The sequence below is a fragment of the Microcoleus sp. B4-C2 genome (assembly GCF_036705265.1).
Taxonomy (GTDB): Bacteria; Cyanobacteriota; Cyanobacteriia; order Cyanobacteriales; family Microcoleaceae; genus Microcoleus.
Genome location: NZ_JAUBUB010000025.1, coordinates 17,862 through 34,905 on the forward strand (window position 1 = coordinate 17,862; position 17,044 = coordinate 34,905).

Annotated in this window: 15 protein-coding genes and 1 pseudogene; 4 read left to right on the forward strand and 12 right to left on the reverse strand. The window is 47.1% G+C overall.

Features of this window, described 5'->3' with window-relative positions; translation table 11 throughout:
* Window positions 1–307: 307 nt before the first annotated feature.
* A complete protein-coding gene (locus QUB20_RS10450; RefSeq protein ID WP_333245971.1) occupies window positions 308–1,072 on the reverse strand; it encodes a sulfotransferase domain-containing protein in 765 nt (254 codons plus the stop codon).
* Window positions 1,073–1,425: 353 nt separating this feature from the next.
* Entirely contained in the window at window positions 1,426–1,695 is a 270-nt protein-coding gene (locus tag QUB20_RS10455) for a hypothetical protein (RefSeq protein ID WP_333262580.1), read from the reverse strand.
* 373 nt (window positions 1,696–2,068) lie between these two features.
* Here QUB20_RS10455 and hpsA point away from each other — a divergent pair, with 373 nt between their 5' ends.
* The 4 genes from hpsA (at window position 2,069) to QUB20_RS10475 (ending at window position 9,643) form a co-directional block, all read left to right on the forward strand.
* The gene (hpsA, locus tag QUB20_RS10460) at window positions 2,069–7,156 is read left to right on the forward strand and encodes a hormogonium polysaccharide biosynthesis protein HpsA (protein ID WP_333245975.1); all 5,088 of its coding nucleotides are present in this window, start codon (window positions 2,069–2,071) and stop codon (window positions 7,154–7,156) included.
* A gap of 40 nt (window positions 7,157–7,196) precedes the next feature.
* Window positions 7,197–7,799 (forward strand): prepilin-type N-terminal cleavage/methylation domain-containing protein, encoded by a 603-nt coding sequence (locus tag QUB20_RS10465; RefSeq protein WP_333245976.1) that lies wholly within the window; start codon window positions 7,197–7,199, stop codon window positions 7,797–7,799.
* Window positions 7,800–7,865: 66 nt separating this feature from the next.
* Entirely contained in the window at window positions 7,866–8,945 is a 1,080-nt protein-coding gene (gene hpsC, locus QUB20_RS10470) for a hormogonium polysaccharide secretion pseudopilin HpsC (protein ID WP_333245978.1), read from the forward strand.
* 59 nt (window positions 8,946–9,004) lie between these two features.
* Complete coding sequence (locus QUB20_RS10475) at window positions 9,005–9,643, forward strand: prepilin-type N-terminal cleavage/methylation domain-containing protein (RefSeq protein ID WP_333245980.1); 639 nt, start codon at window positions 9,005–9,007, stop codon at window positions 9,641–9,643.
* 311 nt (window positions 9,644–9,954) lie between these two features.
* Here the strand turns inward: QUB20_RS10475 and QUB20_RS10480 are convergent, their stop codons facing one another.
* The 10 genes and pseudogenes from QUB20_RS10480 to QUB20_RS10525 all read right to left on the reverse strand — a co-directional run bounded on the left by QUB20_RS10480 (window position 9,955) and on the right by QUB20_RS10525 (window position 16,895).
* Window positions 9,955–10,743, reverse strand: coding sequence for a cobalt-precorrin-6A reductase (locus tag QUB20_RS10480; protein WP_333245982.1), 789 nt, complete (start codon window positions 10,741–10,743; stop codon window positions 9,955–9,957).
* A gap of 28 nt (window positions 10,744–10,771) precedes the next feature.
* On the reverse strand, window positions 10,772–11,284 hold the full coding sequence (locus tag QUB20_RS10485) for a hypothetical protein (protein ID WP_333233439.1): 513 nt from the start codon (window positions 11,282–11,284) through the stop codon (window positions 10,772–10,774).
* Between the two features lie 483 nt (window positions 11,285–11,767).
* The gene (locus QUB20_RS10490) at window positions 11,768–12,034 is read right to left on the reverse strand and encodes a hypothetical protein (protein WP_333210603.1); all 267 of its coding nucleotides are present in this window, start codon (window positions 12,032–12,034) and stop codon (window positions 11,768–11,770) included.
* 99 nt (window positions 12,035–12,133) lie between these two features.
* Window positions 12,134–12,367 (reverse strand): annotated as a pseudogene (locus QUB20_RS10495) (DUF3574 domain-containing protein); the annotation flags it as partial.
* Window positions 12,368–12,379: 12 nt separating this feature from the next.
* On the reverse strand, window positions 12,380–12,571 hold the full coding sequence (locus QUB20_RS10500; protein ID WP_333243467.1) for a hypothetical protein: 192 nt from the start codon (window positions 12,569–12,571) through the stop codon (window positions 12,380–12,382).
* On the reverse strand, window positions 12,571–12,696 hold the full coding sequence (locus QUB20_RS10505; RefSeq protein WP_333291334.1) for a hypothetical protein: 126 nt from the start codon (window positions 12,694–12,696) through the stop codon (window positions 12,571–12,573). The genes QUB20_RS10500 and QUB20_RS10505 overlap by 1 nt, the downstream gene beginning before the upstream one ends.
* A gap of 388 nt (window positions 12,697–13,084) precedes the next feature.
* The gene (locus QUB20_RS10510; protein WP_333245984.1) at window positions 13,085–13,432 is read right to left on the reverse strand and encodes a hypothetical protein; all 348 of its coding nucleotides are present in this window, start codon (window positions 13,430–13,432) and stop codon (window positions 13,085–13,087) included.
* Window positions 13,433–13,765: 333 nt separating this feature from the next.
* Window positions 13,766–14,848: an ABC transporter ATP-binding protein gene (locus QUB20_RS10515; RefSeq protein WP_333245986.1), complete on the reverse strand. Its 1,083-nt coding sequence runs from the start codon at window positions 14,846–14,848 to the stop codon at window positions 13,766–13,768.
* A gap of 191 nt (window positions 14,849–15,039) precedes the next feature.
* Window positions 15,040–15,903 (reverse strand): carbohydrate ABC transporter permease, encoded by an 864-nt coding sequence (locus tag QUB20_RS10520; protein WP_333056003.1) that lies wholly within the window; start codon window positions 15,901–15,903, stop codon window positions 15,040–15,042.
* 98 nt (window positions 15,904–16,001) lie between these two features.
* The gene (locus tag QUB20_RS10525; RefSeq protein WP_333245988.1) at window positions 16,002–16,895 is read right to left on the reverse strand and encodes a sugar ABC transporter permease; all 894 of its coding nucleotides are present in this window, start codon (window positions 16,893–16,895) and stop codon (window positions 16,002–16,004) included.
* Window positions 16,896–17,044 lie beyond the last annotated feature (149 nt).

Below are 17,044 nucleotides of genomic sequence, written 5' to 3' on the forward strand. Positions count from 1 at the left end.
GGATTATTATCAGGTTTCAGGGTAAGTATGCTGAAATCTTGCTAAAAGCAAGTCAGCAGGGGACTGTATTGATTTTAGACCAACGCCCGCAAATCGGCTATGAAGGAAGAGGGAAGAAGGAAGAAGGAAGAGGGAAGAGGGAAGAAGGAAGAAGGCAAAAATTTTTTCTTTCTTGTGCCAACTGCCAAAACATGAGGTGCTCATTGGCCAAACTGGGCATTGGCCAAACTGGGCATTGGCCAAACTGGGCATTGGCCAAACAGGACTCGCCCCCATACCTCACCACGCTTGAGAACCGCTATATTGATTAGTCCCAGCCGAAGTCTCGATCGCACAATTGGGCTAGTCTTTGGTTGTGCGATCGAAAATATGCTCTTAATTGGTCGTAGACTGTCTGGCTGATGGGGGGATATTGGGTGGCGTTGTATTTTTCGTAGGTTTGTAGTTGGTGGGGCGGCAATTCTAGAAATTCTAAGACGCTGTTGTATGTGCCGAAGGGATTGGTATATAAGTCTTCGCTTTTGAGGATTAAAAGTTGTGATTTGGGAAAAAGTTTTATCCAGGCTGGGAGTTGATCGGCGTAAATGCCGCGGGTTAGATAACTGTGGTGTTGGTGTTCGTAACTGTAGTAGTTTGGATCGGTTTGGAGTTTTTCTATTTCGCCTTTGAGTCTTTCGGGTTCGGCGGCGATCGCACTTTCTAATGATAGGGATTCGTAGCCTATTTTGATATAGTAATAATAGTGGGAAATTGCGCGTTCTACTGGGTTTCTCAGCAGGGCGATTATTTTAACTTTGGGACATAAATCATAAATTCGCTGGGGAACTTGGGGGTGACATATATAGTAGGGGCTGGCTTCTCCGGTTAGTAGATTTTCGCTTGTTTGGGGCTGGGGAAATTGGGCATAGTACCAGTCTGGGCTTTTGTCGAAGTTGAAGTCGAAGTAATGGATTTCTTTTTGGGCGGCGGGGGCGATTTGGGGATGTTGGATTAGGTAATTGTACAGGGATGTTGTGCCGCCTTTTTGGGCGCCGATGATGATGAAGTCGGGGGGTTTGGAAGGTTGTTTCATGGGTGGGGATGGTAGGTTTATTTGGCACTTGTACTGACAGTGTTTCGGATTTGGCATTTGTACCGATTGTCCGCCGGGGGTTAAAACCCCCGTCTCATAGCGCAAGTCCTTTGAAAAGGACTGAAGATGTATTTATATATAGCAATCCTAAATGATTATACTCGTTACCAGGCTCTGCCTGGTAACGCATATCCGGAGGCTCTGCCTCCATTGTCGCAGCCGAGGCAGAGCCTCTGGACATCGGTTCCCAGGCAGAGCTTGGGAACCAGTTAAACCCCCGGCGGGCTTGGGGGCATTAGGGCAATTCGATCGCACTTGGGGGCATTAGGGCAATTCGATCGCACTTGGGGGCATTAGGGCAATTCGATCGCACTTGGGGGCATTAGGGCAATTCGATCGCCCAATTTAGATTCGATCGCGCTGACAGGCATAACGATTCGATGGGCCGATCGTGATTGTAGATTCCGGTGGTTGAAAAGCGCTAGCAAGGCGAACACAACAACAAAGCCGGCCAGACAAGGGCTGGGAAATACATGGGATACGATCGCGATCGCTGTTTTTGGGCGATCGCATTCACTCTGAGTCTGACTACGAATTTCAAAGGTGGTATCAAGCCCCCGCATTTATCTCGCGCAAGTCAATCGAAAATCGAAAATCGAAAATCCTCAAGAAAGAGCATTTATCTCGCGCAAGTCAATCTAAAATCTAAAATCTAAAATCTAAAATCGATTGACCCCTGACATTTCAATTTAACTAGATTAGAGTGGAGTTAGGAATATCTAATCCCTGCGGGGCAAATCTTTCGCGGAAATATATTATCGGCGGCGATTTTGGTTGTGGGTTTGTGGGTTTTATTTTTCAGCCAAGGTACAAATTTAAATTTGTGCAAGAGGCTGATATGCAGGTTGTGGAAAATGGGAACAATAAAGATGGGATTGTACTGTCGAGCAGTAACTACCAGCAATACCATCTCTGAAATTATTCAGGAAGGCGTCAATGTTTAAGAGCAAATTATCCAAAGTTATCGTATCCCTGCTGCGGCGGATTGCTGGTGTTACCAGATCCGGGGCTAAGCGGCTGATGAGAGCAATGCTGCAAACCCTGATGGCTATGGGCCGGAGGGCGAGACTGCCGGTGGCGGGGTTTGTGCTGCCGACGGTGACGATGGTGTTGCTGGTAGTGATTTTGTTGACTGTGGCGATTACGCTGCGATCGTTCGATCGGGCCAATACGGCGCGTAACGTGCGCGTGAACCAGCAGGTGCTGGCGGCCGCGACTCCCGCGCTCGATCGGGCAAAAGCGAAAATAAATTTCATGCTTTGGGAAGATCCGCAAAGACCGACGGGTACTCCATCCGATCGAGAATTGTACTTGCGGATGGCAAATGCTGACGGAGCTGCGACGGATCTTTATAATTTTGGGGATGAGGAGCGGCTGATACTTAAAGCAGACCTCGACGGTGGCGGCGTCAATCCCGCGAGTGACGCTAACAAACCTCCTATTCTTGATAACGGCACAGAAAATGAGTTAATCAATACTGCGTGGAGATATCCCGTAGATACTAACGGTGATGGCAAATTTGACACTTTTACTATTTACGGCATATTCTTCCGCAGTCCGAAGCGCAGTGATGAACAAGCAACTTTAGGCAACTTCACAAGGGCCAGAAGGTCGTTGGAGGCCAGAACCCCACCGACATCGGCGAAAGGTCTCAATCCTGAATGTGTCCAGGGTGGAGGTACTGTCGCTACTTTGGTAGGTGACTCTGGTTGGTACAGAATAGACGGCCCACTTAAAAAAAGTTTTTTTGTTGAGACAGTTAATGTACCGATTACACAGAAAGATATAGATAATGGCTTGGTATTGGACAAGCCTTCTGAAGCTTTCAAAGGATCTGCCAGCACAGCGGCTCTGGAATACCAGCAAGACCAACTCCGCATTCCCCTCGCAAACAACGCGGTTGTATATGAAGACGACTTGGATATATCGCCAGGGCCTCTGTTCAATCTAAACGGGCGGATATTCACAAACAGTAATTTGTTAGTGACCAACTTAAATGGGGGAGATAGGACACGACTGTATCAAGTTAGCAGCCCGGATTCTTGTTTTTACGAACAAGAAAATAGCAAAATTGTTGTGGGAGGCAATGTAGTTAATGGCTGGGCAGGCAATACCGCCGGAATTAATCCAGTAAGCGTGCATCTTTTCCAACAAGCCTCATCACTACCTACAGGTAATGGCAGAAACGCCGCCATGCTGACGGCGGCAAAAACTATTAGCAACGACGATTCTGAATCCACTATTGCCCAGACCAGCTTGGAGGTACTTTACGACAATAAAGCCTATTCCGATCGCCTCTCTTCGCTAGTGAATGCACAGATGGGGCCACCGTTAGCCCCCAACAATGAGCGAGAACCTAACCCCCAGCCGGGAGACCCATTTTCCGTGCGAAATAAACCAGACACGCAAACCCGGAGCCAAGCGCTGGAAGAATATTTTAAACAGATGCTCCGCAAAGTTCCCTTTGCGGAAACAGCAAACCCGCCGCCAACAACACCAGACCCGCCGATTGCAGGAGCGCAAGACCAACTGCGACCTGCTTTGCCGACATGGATCGAGCCGGCTGATGGTACAACCGGTATCGAAGTCTTGCCCCAACTAGCAGCTCATAAGTTAGAAACAACACCACCAACAGAAGATGGCTCACCGCTAACTGAAGAAAAATTGCTGGGCGATCGGGTGATTGCGGGTAACAACTTACCAGCGAAAAGATGGAAGACCGATGACAATGAATTTACCAGCGCGCCAGAAGAAGTTCCCGGCAAGTGGAATCCTACCGACACCAGTGGCATTCCCCGCACGAGAACGCCCCAGGTGACAAAGCTGGCAGACGTAGGAGCGACAGACCGCGGTGGTTTCTGGGAAGGAGCAGCAGCGGAAACACCTAAAAATCCCCTGGATGGGGTTGGCGGTCTGCGGGTGATCACCAGTGCAGGAGTTTACGAGCGCAAAAATTCTTTTTTGCCACCTCCCACTTGGATAGATGCTTCAACTGGTGATATCAAAGGCGGGGAAGCAAACCCGAATGATACTTACGACGACCCTACTACCCCCGGTACTGCGATTGAGAAATACCCTGTGGTGTGGCCGGATACAATGCCGATGTCGCCTCTGGGGAAGGGGTCTAAAGTATTTAACAACAATTCTAATAGTGGCACGTTGGGTTGGGTTGATTATCCATCAACACCACCACCAGAGCTGTCATTAGCAACGGGTTCCGCGATCGATCCGAAGACTCCTCAGTATGCCAAGGGCGATTTACGGATGCGGGCGACAGCGGTTTATCACTACAAAAAAGACGGCGGCTACGTTCCACCTGTAGCACCAAACAAGCCAGATCTCACTAGCGTTCGGCCATTTGCCTGTGTCAGCAGCTATTACGACCCCAGCAACGCTTCCACAGCCAGAAATTTAGCTGGACTTCCCGATGATGTAAGCGGTCAGAACGCAACCCTAAACCCACCCGAATTAGGGACGAGGGGGGCTCAAATTGGCTCAAATAATGGGATAGTCTACGGCCCGCCGGTCGATCGAACACAAGATGCAAAATTAACTCCAGATGCAAACGGCTTATTAGTCGGCGCCACCCCCAATGATTTACAAACGCAAGCAAATTACGTGTTTCCTGACGGTAGGTTTGCCAACGAGCCTTTGAGAAACGCGCTGCTGAAAGAACCAGCCGATCGCACTCTGGCCGACAAAGCAGCGATCGACTCTACCATGTGCGCTTTAGGGATTATAGCCGCCACCCCCTTACCAGTCAGTTCTGATATTCCTCCCGGGGCAATTCAAGAAGTGGCATTTTTGAACGGTAGAGAAATCAAGGCGATCGATCGCGATGACCCCAATACCATCGTTAACGAAGCCTTTACGCTCAGCAGTCCCCTAACAACTGGAAAAGCAAATCTAACAGGTAATTACAACCAGCCCCTAGAAGAACGTCAACCTCTAGAAATTCGTGCCACTCAGATAAACCTCGACCTATTGCGAAAGAACTCAATTGCCGGAGAGCCTTTACTGCCATACAGCGGGATTATCTATGCCAGCCGAGATGACGCGCTGCCCGATCGGAGCGATCGCACCGCAGGAGGCACCGGCATAGATAAAGATGAGAGTGCAAGAAAGAGCCCCACTGACTTCCTACTAGACCCCACTCGCAAGCCTAGCGCAATTCTGCTGGTCAACGGTGAAAAACTCGCCAGAGTTCCCAGCCTCCCTCCCACTGTGGCAAATGTAGTTCTGGAAAAAGGGCTGACTTTGGCATCTAATTTGCCCGTTTATGTTAAAGGAAATTTCAACCTTCACACCCAACAAGAATTTAAAGCTCCCTCCCAAGCAGAATTTAAAACTACTGCTGATTGGGAGAAGTTTTACAATCGCGCAAAAAACGACCTCAATAAAAACTTTGCGTGTCGCCCAAACGACCCCAGACTGAGTGGTAAATGTACGACCGGCGACGAATGGCGTCCTGCAAACGTACTGGCAGATGCAATCACCCTGCTGTCCAAAAATTACCGTTTTGGCTTCCGCAACGAGGGAGATTTTGACCTCAGAAACAATGCGGGCGCTGCTGCTGTACTGCCCCGCAGACAGCAAGGATTTTATAACAACAACTTTGTTACTAACGGACTTTCCAGCGGAGCCTTTTCAGACAACCTCAATTTACTAGGTACCGCAGGTGCTAGCACTACACGGGTGACAGACGCTACCTACGTGGCTGCATCTCCCCTTCCCCGGCTATGGAGTTCCTACTTCAACAACTATGTCACTCCCGTCCAGCGCCGCGGGAACTTCCCAGAGTATGTAATGGAAGTTTGTACAAAACTGCCAGTTTCTGCCTGTAAGGATGATGATTGGTACGTCGATCCACAAGCGCCAACGAGGGCTCCCAGTACAGGCACATATGTGTCACCCGTTACTGACCCTAATACTACTTTTAAAGCTGGTTCCACTGTCGATCCCCCTGTGCCAGCATTGCAGCGCTTCCCCCGCCGTGTAGCTTTTAAGAGAAACGGTACTGCACCTTTCGATCTGACAAACCTGACAACTCCAGAGCCTTTGGGAATTAGTAATACAGGAACTATCACAGCAGGTGTGGTGGGCAGCACTGCAAAAGGTAACGCTCTGTGGTTTGCTGCAAAGAGTGGGAGTAGTGTCGCTTACGATGCTACCAATCTTCCCTATCCAATAATCAACACTAGCGCTACCACTGCCATTACAGACGGCAGCAAAGTACGTCTCCCAACCATCGCTGCAACAAGCACAAATCCATTACTAACAATAACGGGCTCCTACGATGGGTCGCAACCGCTATTGATGCCAGTCCCGCAGCTCATGAGTGCAACAACAGCCACCCCAGGTACCCCGCGAGGTAATGCTGCAGCAGACACAACAGGATGGATACCCAAGGCTGTAGAGACTACTTTCAATATGGTTATGGGAGCGGGCGACACTCCCTCAAGGAGGCTAGGTACTACGTCGTCGGGTGACTTTAACGGCGGCTTGCAAAACTTGCCCCGATTCTTGGAACTCTGGAACATAGGAACTCCTCCTACTTCTACTAACATCCAAGGGTCTTTCATCCAGCTAAACCGTAGCGCCTTTAATACCGCACCTTATATACCAACTCTGCAGGCGACGGACTATCCGCCATCGGCCGATCGTCTAAAAACTCTGTTCGCCCAATCTTCTACTCCTACTGGTGCGCCTGCTGATCTTCCCGGTACCAATGGAGAGATAACTAAATACAACATATCAGGTGGTCAGATTCCATACTTCACCCCGCCCACCCGGAACTGGGGCTATGACGTGGGCCTGCTATCTCAGCCACCGGACTTGTTTACCCAAAAGTTCACAACTCCTCCCTCACAACGAACCCCGGACGAGTATTTCCGGGAAGTACCTCGCGATGACGAGTGGATCAAAACTTTGATGTGTTCTAAGGTGGCTCCAGGCGGCTCCAACGCCGACAAAAACGCCACCGAAAGCCTCACAACTGCCGATCGAGCTAAATGCTCCACTTAACCCTCTAACTTTCCGTCGCGCAACTACTGGAGTCCTACTTATGACTAAGCAAAAACCACACCAAAATTTATCCCAGTCACGAGATGGTGGCTACACGATTATTGAGTCATTGGTAGCCATGATTGTAGTTTCGGTGCTGATGATCGCGATCGCCCCGGTGATGGCCTTCTCGGTAGCAACTCGCGTACAAGCGCGGCGGGTGGAACTGGCTACGCAGGCGGCGAGAACTTACATCGACACTCTCAGATCGGGGGCGATCGCGAGTCCAACTCAGACATATGACCCTTCCAATTCCATAATTCCTCCTGCTCCCGCAGACAAAACTAATTTGTACTGTTTTAAGTCAGAGCAAACGAGCGAGGTCTGTGGTAGCGACAAAGACTTTTACGTTCAGGGTATTCGTTCTCTAGGGGCCAAGCCGACAGACACAGGCTATTTCTTAAAAGTCCGGGTTTACAGAGCCGATGCCCCCTTCGGCTCTTTGATAACCCAAGAACAAGGAAAACAACAATCAGTTGCTAATTCAGGACTAGGCAACCCTAAATTGCCTTTGGTGGTAATGCAGACAGAAATTCCACCTACTACAACAGGAAATTCGTCTGCATATCGATCGTTGTGCGATCGTACCGGTGGTTGCAACTAATCAACAAAGTCCGCGGCGCGCTCGAATTTAAAATCGCTCCCCCATTTGACAAAGGAAACAGTCTAAATGAAAACTTTACTCAGGTGGCTTCTCAAAAGTCAGCACCAGAAAAACCGCTCCGGGCCAGATCAAACAGACAAGGGCATGACTCTCGTCGAGCTATTAGTCGGAGCAATTATGGCGTTTTTAATCATTACGCCGATGCTCGGTTTTGTAGTGGATATGCTGAATACCGATAGAAGGGAACAAGTCAAGTCAAACACCGAGCAAGACCTTCAGGCCGCCGTTGATTTCATCGCCCAAGATTTGAGTCAAGCTATTCATATTTACGATAATTCTGCTGCTGGCATTCCTGCGCTCCAAGCGGGAAATTTCATCCCAAATCAACCCGATAGAACTCCTATTCTTGTATTTTGGAAACGACAACTTCTCAAGGACTCTGTGCCAGTTAATGCCGATACTCCTCTACCAATAAATTGCGATCCAGAGGCTCAACCGGGTAAAGTCGGAGACTGTAACGACACTTATGTACTATCATTAGTTGCCTACTACCAGATCAAAGATAATAATCCTATTTGGTGTCAACCTTCAGGAGGTTCTTGTCCTACCCGTATCGCTAGGTATCAAATTAACGACGGATTGAAAGACACCAATTCAGGTGTTTATTTTACTCCAAGCCAAGTAAAAAAATCGCAAGAAAAAAGTTCAGCTTACAATGGTACTCCCACGGGTAATATACCAGCTTTTGACATTTCTCAGCCAGATAAAAATGTGACTACAGGAGGTGCTAATTTCCCAGAACCCCCAGAGGTACTCGTTAATTACATCGACCACAGTAGCAATACCGAGACGGAATTACCAGCCACTGAATGTACAACGGCTCTTGGTGATCCTACAATCAAAATTGGAACTACAACATCCCCAATCCCAGAAAAGAGTCTAAAAATAACAGATTCTTTAAGTCCCAATCCAACTAACAGTTTCTACGCTTGTGTAGATACAGCTAAAAACATAGCTAGAGTTACGATTAGAGGAAACAGCCTGCGCCGCCTTCAAGCCAACGATGCTGAGTTCAAAACAACTAAGTCGGCATTTTTTCCAAGATCGAGCGTGCAAGTAAAAGGTCTAAGTGGGTTAGGAAAGTAACTGATTGGCTGAAACACATTTCCGAATCGCTGCCCGCCGATAAACAATAGGAGAATACCATGAAAACCTCACCCATATTATTAAAACTTTTGCATAACTCGGCTGCCAAGCCCAGCCATAATTTCAACAAAACTGCATCCAGAAAAGATGATGGAGGATTCACCCTTCTAGAAGTGCTCGTGATAGCGTTAATCATAGGTATATTCAGCTCGATCGCCGCTCCAAGCTGGCTGGGATTCATCAACAGACAAAGAGTTCGCACAGTGAACGATCGCGTTTTCCAATCATTACGATTTGCACAAAGCGAAGCAAAGCGAACTAAGCGCGATATCACAGTTACATTCAATTATATTCCTAACAATCCGGTAGCTGACCCACCAACAGTTACGATAGATACCATTCCACCTGGCGTCGATTCGTCTGGACAGCCACTACCGTTACGAAAAGAGACTTTCAGCAGCGGAGGGGAAATTAAACCCGGCACTATTTCACTTGTTCCTAACGCAACCTCAATCACTTTTGACTACCTGGGTAATGTGAATCAACTTCCGCCAGATACCGTAAATCCAAATATTCGTCGATTTGTTGCCACAGTTTCTACTGTTAACGGTGGTGCTAAGCAGTGTGCGATCGTGGACACTATCATAGGAGGAATGAGAACTGCTGAAGGAAATGATCCCGTAACTGGCTGCCCCTAATAGCTTTCAATAAATTGAATCTTAATCTCTAACAGCAATTCCGCATAAGTTCGGTATTGCTAAAATCTATTAACTGAAATTATTTAATATTTCAAATCCTCTTAAAACAGTCAAAAAATGCAGCTAGAACTAAAACAAATAATCATCCAGCCCGGAAATCAACTATTACTCAAAGACATAACCTGGCCGATGTTTGAAACCCTACTAATATCATTTCCGGTAACACCGGAATGATGTTGACGGTTGGCGGTTGACTGTTCACTGACAACAGTCAACTCGAATTTACTATTCCGATGCTAACGAATTTGATATCATAACTGCTTAACTAACCAAGCGATCGCCCCTGCAACATCAGCAACCTGCTCAACATCAGGAATCGGCGGCCGCTGCACCATCACCACCGGAATTCCCAGTTCCCTAGCCGCAACAATTTTCGCATAAGTAGCACCGCCGCCGCTGTTTTTACTAACAATTGTATCAATCTGATATTCTAATAGTAATTGGCGCTCATCTTCCAAAGAAAAAGGCCCCCTTGCTAATAACAATTTACCATTAGGAATAGGAGTATTGAGTGCCGGAGGATCGATCGCCCGCATCAAAAACCAAATAGCATCCAAACCAGCAAAAGCAGCCAATTCCTGCCTACCAATCGTCAGAAACACCCGCTGAGACAGCCCTAATAAAGCCTTCGCAGCCTCCGAGTGGCCCGCAACATCAATCCAGCGATCGCCCTCCACCCTCTCCCAAGCTGGACGCACCAGCATCAAATAGGGCACATTACATTCAGCAGCAGCAACAGCAGCATTAGCAGAAATCCGAGCCGCAAACGGATGAGTAGCATCAATCAAAAAGTCGATCGGGCGATCGACTCCCTTGGCGTAGTCCCCGTAGGGGCGGGCCGAGCTAACGCGCAAAAACGCCGCCAGCCCAGCCGCCCCACCAAACCCCCCAATTCGCACCGTACCCGTTTTGGGGGTAAAAGGCTGTTGAGTGCGTCCTGCTAGCGAAGAAACCACCTCAATTTCAGCAATTTGAGACGCTCTCACCGCCAATTCCGCAGCATCCCCCGTCCCCCCCAAAATTAGCAACCGTTTTTTCACCAAATTATACTTCTGCCTGCAATTTTCCTTAAAAACCGATGACTTGAGTGTCAGGAGGCAGTGCAGTGGCCTCGGAGACCTTTTTAAACACAGTTGCCTGCTCGTTTAAGGAATTAGGCCTCGCCTGTCCGGGATTCGTGCCTTGCAACTGAAGCCGCATTTGACCTTCGGGAGTCAACTCAAAAACAGTCTCAACGGTTTCTGTGCTGCTGAGGCCGACATCAATGTGCATCGGTTTTTCACCGAGATTAACTTTGTACCTCATTTCTTTGGCGCGGGCAGCTCCGTCGGGGCCTTTAGCCATGAGAAACAATTTGCCTTCTGGCGCAAAGACGAAGGTGAAAGACTGACCGGAGGCGACAGTGCCTTGCCATTGACCTAAGAGTTGCTGGTCGAGGGTGCTAGCGGCCGGGGCTGCTGTTTCTTGGGCAATTGTTGGTGTTGCTGCGGATGCTGAACCGAGGGCGGCGTTGAAGCTAATGAGGATGCCCAAGCAAAGGCTACCTGCGATCGCTTTACCAATCATTTTTGAATTAGACATGAGACAGATATAAAAATTGGTTATTTGTTTTGTACACTGTAGCCGTAAAACCGTACTTTGTTTAGTTTAAATCCCTTTTATGGATAGATATAGGTTGAGGTTCAAACCTACAACGCAGTTGTCATCCCCGAACTAAAGCTTTTTACTCGTTACCAGGCTTTTACTCGTTACCAGGCTCTTCCTGGTAACGCATATCCGCAGGAAGAGCCTCCCTAGTCTGGGCAGAGGCAGAGCCTCGCTTACATCGTTTCCCAGGCAGAGCTTGGAAGTTAACCAGTTATTGAAACTGATGCGAGTATTGCTATAATTGACTATTGCGATCGATCGCATCTCCAGATAGTTTAGCAAATCGATCCCATTAATAAGCTGTTCGACATCTAAATTGCATTTTTTGTGCGGGCTTTCTGGCCCAACCCCTACTCCCCACAACAACTTTATCAAGTTTTGACTGTGCAGTTTAAATGCAGGACAGCTTAGTCTTCATTAATTTTTTTCAGTATCAGCTTCGACTTGTTCTGTCGGAGATTCCGGCGCCGGTTCCTGTGGATTTCGCGATCGTTTCATTAGCTCCAATGCCTCTGCGTAAGACCAAGCCACGTTCACAAGAAAAGCTTTCGCCATGCCGGACAAATTTTGTGCATCCTCGGTTTCAGGCGCTTCAGCTTTTTGGTTGCCGTCATTCATCATATTTTTGTTTTCTCCCGGCCAGGTTTTTATAGCGATTTTTTGCAGTCTGCGATCGATACCCACAAATTATGATTTTTCTTGCACCCGCACCCTAAGTATCTTTGAGGATATGACCTGGATTACCACGAATAATATCATAAATACGCTGATTGGATGACCACATCAGAAAGAAACCTTAACTTCGCTGGTTGCCCGCAGCACCGACTCTTGCTGGAAAGTGCGGTTGTAAGTTTCGATAATTTCCTGAATAGCTTGATTTTTTTTAGGACTCCTTTCATAAATTAAAATAACTATTTTAGAGTTTTCTCTAATCAGAATTCCCGATCTGTTGAGAAACTGCCCTGAGCCGTCTAATACGGTTAGCCATTCCCGAAAGCGAGGGGTAATAACTGCCTTGACAAACTCCTGCTATTCTGATTCATAAATTGTCTCGCATCCCGGTTTGGTTAAGCCAAAAAATAGTTCATTTTTGAGGAGATTTGTTTGCTTGGCATTAGTCTCCGAAGTTTCGGGAAGTTGAGCGCCGGCAATTGTCGCAGAACAAACAGGCAGGATGAACAGCAGGCCGGTTAAGCAAAGACTGTTAAGATGTTTATTCATCAGGAATTACGCGGAACTTCTATATGTAGGGTGCAACTGAGATGTTGCACCATTCTCCATAAGCTTTGTATGAACAGGCAAGATGCCTGTTCCACAAGAAAATTCACTCTTTGTGGAACAGGCATCTTGCCTGTTCCTGAGAATGGTGCAAGATGTTAGGTGCAACCTAAGCGCTTTACCACTTATTTATTCGTCTAAAGGGAAAGAGACGAAAGTTTGCGTAGTTTGACCTCGAACTCGTATTCCAGAGGCTAGCTAAGTCACAATGGATTTGATTTAACATAAAAGACTTCCAACTCAAAAACCCAGTTTCACCTGAGAAACTGGGTTTTTGAGCGTCTGTCCTAGTTTATGTATGCTCGCCTACTTGATTGCGTCTGCCGTATTAACTAGCTCAACCTATTTTAAACGTCAAACTTTTCAGGTGTCCAGAAACCCGGAAGGGCGAGCACTCTTGGCTGCGCCCCGAAAGCAATCAGGTTTCTCAGTGTTATATTTTTTTAGTGGGAGCTACTAATCCTTTAATTCGCGGATACTTCTCTTAGCAGTGTCTTGATACATCTCCCCCATTTCTTTCACGGCTGCTCCTGCCTCTTGCCCAATCTTCTGAACTCGATCGCCCGGAGAGTCTGAGGTTTCGCGAGCTTCTTGCCTCCATTCCCGTGTTGTTTGGGGTCTTTCAGGATTGTTTAGATCAGCCTTTGAGCTGGCTTGCGCGCCAAAAGCTTTGTTACTGCTTCCCGAATTAACATTGGTTGTCAGCACCAGAAAACCGACTAGGACAACACTCAAAAAACTCTTAATTTGAAAGCCCTTAAGCAGGGAACTGATGCGAGCAATGGCTGTGGAAATCAAATTCATCTCAGTAATACTCCCTAAGTTGATTGGTGATAATTTTCAACATTTTTTCATCTAATTGACTCGCTCCAAAATTAGCAGCTAATGCGAAGTAAAGCCAACTTAGCTTTAACTTGCGATCGACCACCTAAATAGAGTTATAGGTTAGCGATAAAATCTGGTAAACACGCAACCTATGTGTCAGCCAATTAGCTTTTTCACACATGAATATCACGTTAACAGCAGCCAAATAGTTCTACCTCTAACTAAAGTCATAACTTAGTTAGAAGCAAAAAACATATTTTTATACACATGGTTAGACAATTTTTAATCAAGCATGGTATGCAGGGCAAATTCTTATTGCAAGCGATCGCCCGTTTTCACGTCAAACCAGTGCAGCAACTGAGGCGGAAAAACCAGCTCTACAATTTCGGAATTCCAGTGGCGGTCATTTGGCAGCAAAGCCCGCACCGTTACTGACTCCAAACCTTTAACTCGGACGCTAACTAAATTTTGCATTCCCAAGTTTTCCACTAAATAAACCTCACCTTTAATTGCCTCTGGGGCCGACATATTGCCGGCCTCTACATCTGCAAAGCCGACGTGTTCCGGGCGAATTCCCAACACAATTTCTGGCGGCACAGTCGGCATATTTGGGAGTGGAACTCCAAACTCCCCCAACTTAGCAAAATTTCCCTGGCATTTAAGCACTAGCAAATTCATTTGCGGGCTGCCCACAAAACCAGCTACAAACTGATTTGCCGGACGAGTATAAATTAAGTGTGGCGGATCGAGCTGCTGCACGTTGCCGCTGTTGAGAACTGCGACTTTTGTAGAAAGCGTCATTGCTTCGGTTTGGTCGTGAGTTACGTACACTACAGGAGCTTTTTGTGAGGAAAATAATTGTTTGAGTTCTGCCCTAACTTTTTCCCGTAATAATGCGTCGAGATTGCTCAAAGGTTCGTCGAGCAAAAATACTTCCGGTTGGCGCACTAATGCGCGGCCGAGGGCGACTCGCTGCCGCTGTCCGCCTGATAGTTTTCCTGGTTTGCGATCGATTAATTCCGTCAATCCGAGGGATGTTGCAACTTCCGTCACTAACCGATTGATTTCGCTGGAGGAGATTTTGCGAAGTTTGAGGCTCGATGCCATATTCTCGTATACTGTCATGTGCGGATAAAGCGCGTAACTTTGAAAAACCATTGCAATATCGCGATCGCCCGGTCTGAGATAAGTGACATCGCGATCGCCAATTCTAATCTCGCCTCTAGTCGGCTGTTCCAACCCTGCAATTAACCGCAGCGTCGTAGATTTACCACACCCCGACGGCCCCAGCAACGTCAGAAATTCCCCTTCGCTGACATCCAAACTAATGTCTTTCACGGGAACAACTTTAGGGCTGTAGGTTTTATTGAGGTTTTTGAGTTGCAATTTTGCCATGATTTTTAAACTGTTTACTGTTGACTGTTGACTGTTGTTACAACTGATATCTTGCACCATTCTCAATAAGCCTTTTAGGAACGGGCTAGAAGCCCATTCCACAAGAAATCTACTCTTTGTGGAACAGGCCGAAAAGCCTGTTAAGCGAGAATGGTGCAAGATGTGAGTTACAACTGACTGCTGACAACTGACTATCCCTTGACTGCACCCGCTGTTAAACCCTGAACAATGCGCCGCTGGAACACCAAAACCAGCAAAACCAAGGGCAAAGTTCCCAAAACAGTAGCTGCGGCGATCGGGCCGTAAGGAATCTCAAAGACTGACACCCCGCTGAGTTGAGCAGTTGCGACGGGAATAGTTTTCAGAGATTCGCGAGTCATAAATGTCAGTGCAAAAATAAACTCGTTCCAAGCTGAAATAAACGTCAAAATTCCCGTTGTGACTAACGCGGGAAATGTCATCGGTAGCACGATTTGCCACAGCATTTGAAAAGTGTTGTAGCCGTCAACTTTAGCCGCATCTTCCAAATCTTTTGGCAACTGTTGAAAGAAACTTCGCATCACCAAAATTGTCAGCGGCAAATTGATAGCAGTGTAAGGAATAATTAAGGCTAAATAATTATTGCCTAAATCCAAAGCTTTGACAATTTCCAGCAGTCCCAAAAATAGCAGCACCGCCGGAAATAGCGTTACAATCGTCACACTTGCCAGGATGATTCTCTCGCTCCACAGCCGCAACCGGGCTAAAGCGTAAGCTGCAGGAGCGCCTACAGCCAAACACAGCAATGTTGAAGTAATGGAAACAAAAGCGCTATTTAAAATGTAAAGTGCAAACGGGCGGCGCTGGAACAGCGACAGGTAATGCTCGAAAGTAATTCGTTTGGGAATGTAGACGTTGGGAATCGCCGAAATATCCGCATTTACTTTGAAAGAAGTTAGTACCTGCCAGATAATAGGTGCGAGAAAATATGCGACAATTAAGAGCGCTGAGATTGGCAAGATTAATTGCCGGATGTTAAAGGTTTTTTTGCTAGGTTGTTCGCGGGCGATCGACATAATTTATACCAATGAAAGGAAAAATTTAAACCGTTCAGCAATCTAAAATCTACAATCTACAATCCTCAAATCTCAAATCTCAAATCTCAAATCTAAAATCAATTGATGCGGGCTCTCGATAACAGGTAAGCGGCGATCGCAACTGCTGCCACTAACATCAAAAAAGTACACACCACCAAAGCCGCCCCATACCCAAAGTCTAAATACCTCATTACCGTGCTGTAAATGTAGATAGAAACCGTCTCCGTTGCCCCCGCCGGCCCCCCTCCCGTCATCACCTGAATCAAGTCAAAAATGCCGAAAGATTGGGCAAATCGAAACAGCACAGCAATCACAATTTGGGGCATCAGCAAGGGCACAGTAACTTGACGGAAACTCTGCCAGCTACTAGCGCCGTCAATCGCGTGGGCTTCGTACAAATCACCGGGAATTGATTGCAATCCCGCTAGCAAAAGCAAGCTGACAAAGGGCGTAGTTTTCCACACATCCGCTGTAATCACTGCCATCATTGCCAAAGTCGGATCTCCCAGCCAGCTAATGCTATTTTGAATCAATCCCAATCGCCTCAAAATGTCGTTAATTACGCCGTATTGGTCATTAAAAATCCACGCCCAAGCTACTCCCATCAATGCAGTCGGCAGCGCCCAAGGTAGCAGAGAGATTGTGCGAACAATGCCGCGCCCTGCGAAGGATTGATTTAAGACTAAGGCAATCCCCATACCAAGAATTAATTCCAGCACAACAGAGGCGACAGTAAATACTGTGGTGTTGCCTAAAGTTTGCCAGAAACGCCCGTCACCTAACATTCGACTGTAGTTAGCAAAACCGGAAAAAACCAGTTTTAATTCTGTACCGAGGTTTTGGGTGAATAAACTCAGCCAAAAAGCCCGCAATATTGGGTAAGCAAATACTAGCATCAGAATTATCAAAGCTGGTGCTACTAATATCCACCCGGTTTTTTGTTCGCGCTGTCGCATCTTGTCTAATTGCATATTGTTCACCTTTAATTTATTTTTGGGCGGGCCAGAAGCCCAACCCCTACTCCCCACAATTGAATTAACTGGTTTGTGGAACAGGCATCTTGCCTGTTTCTAACTCTTTGTGGAACAGGCATCTTGCCTGTTTCTAACTCTTTGTGGAA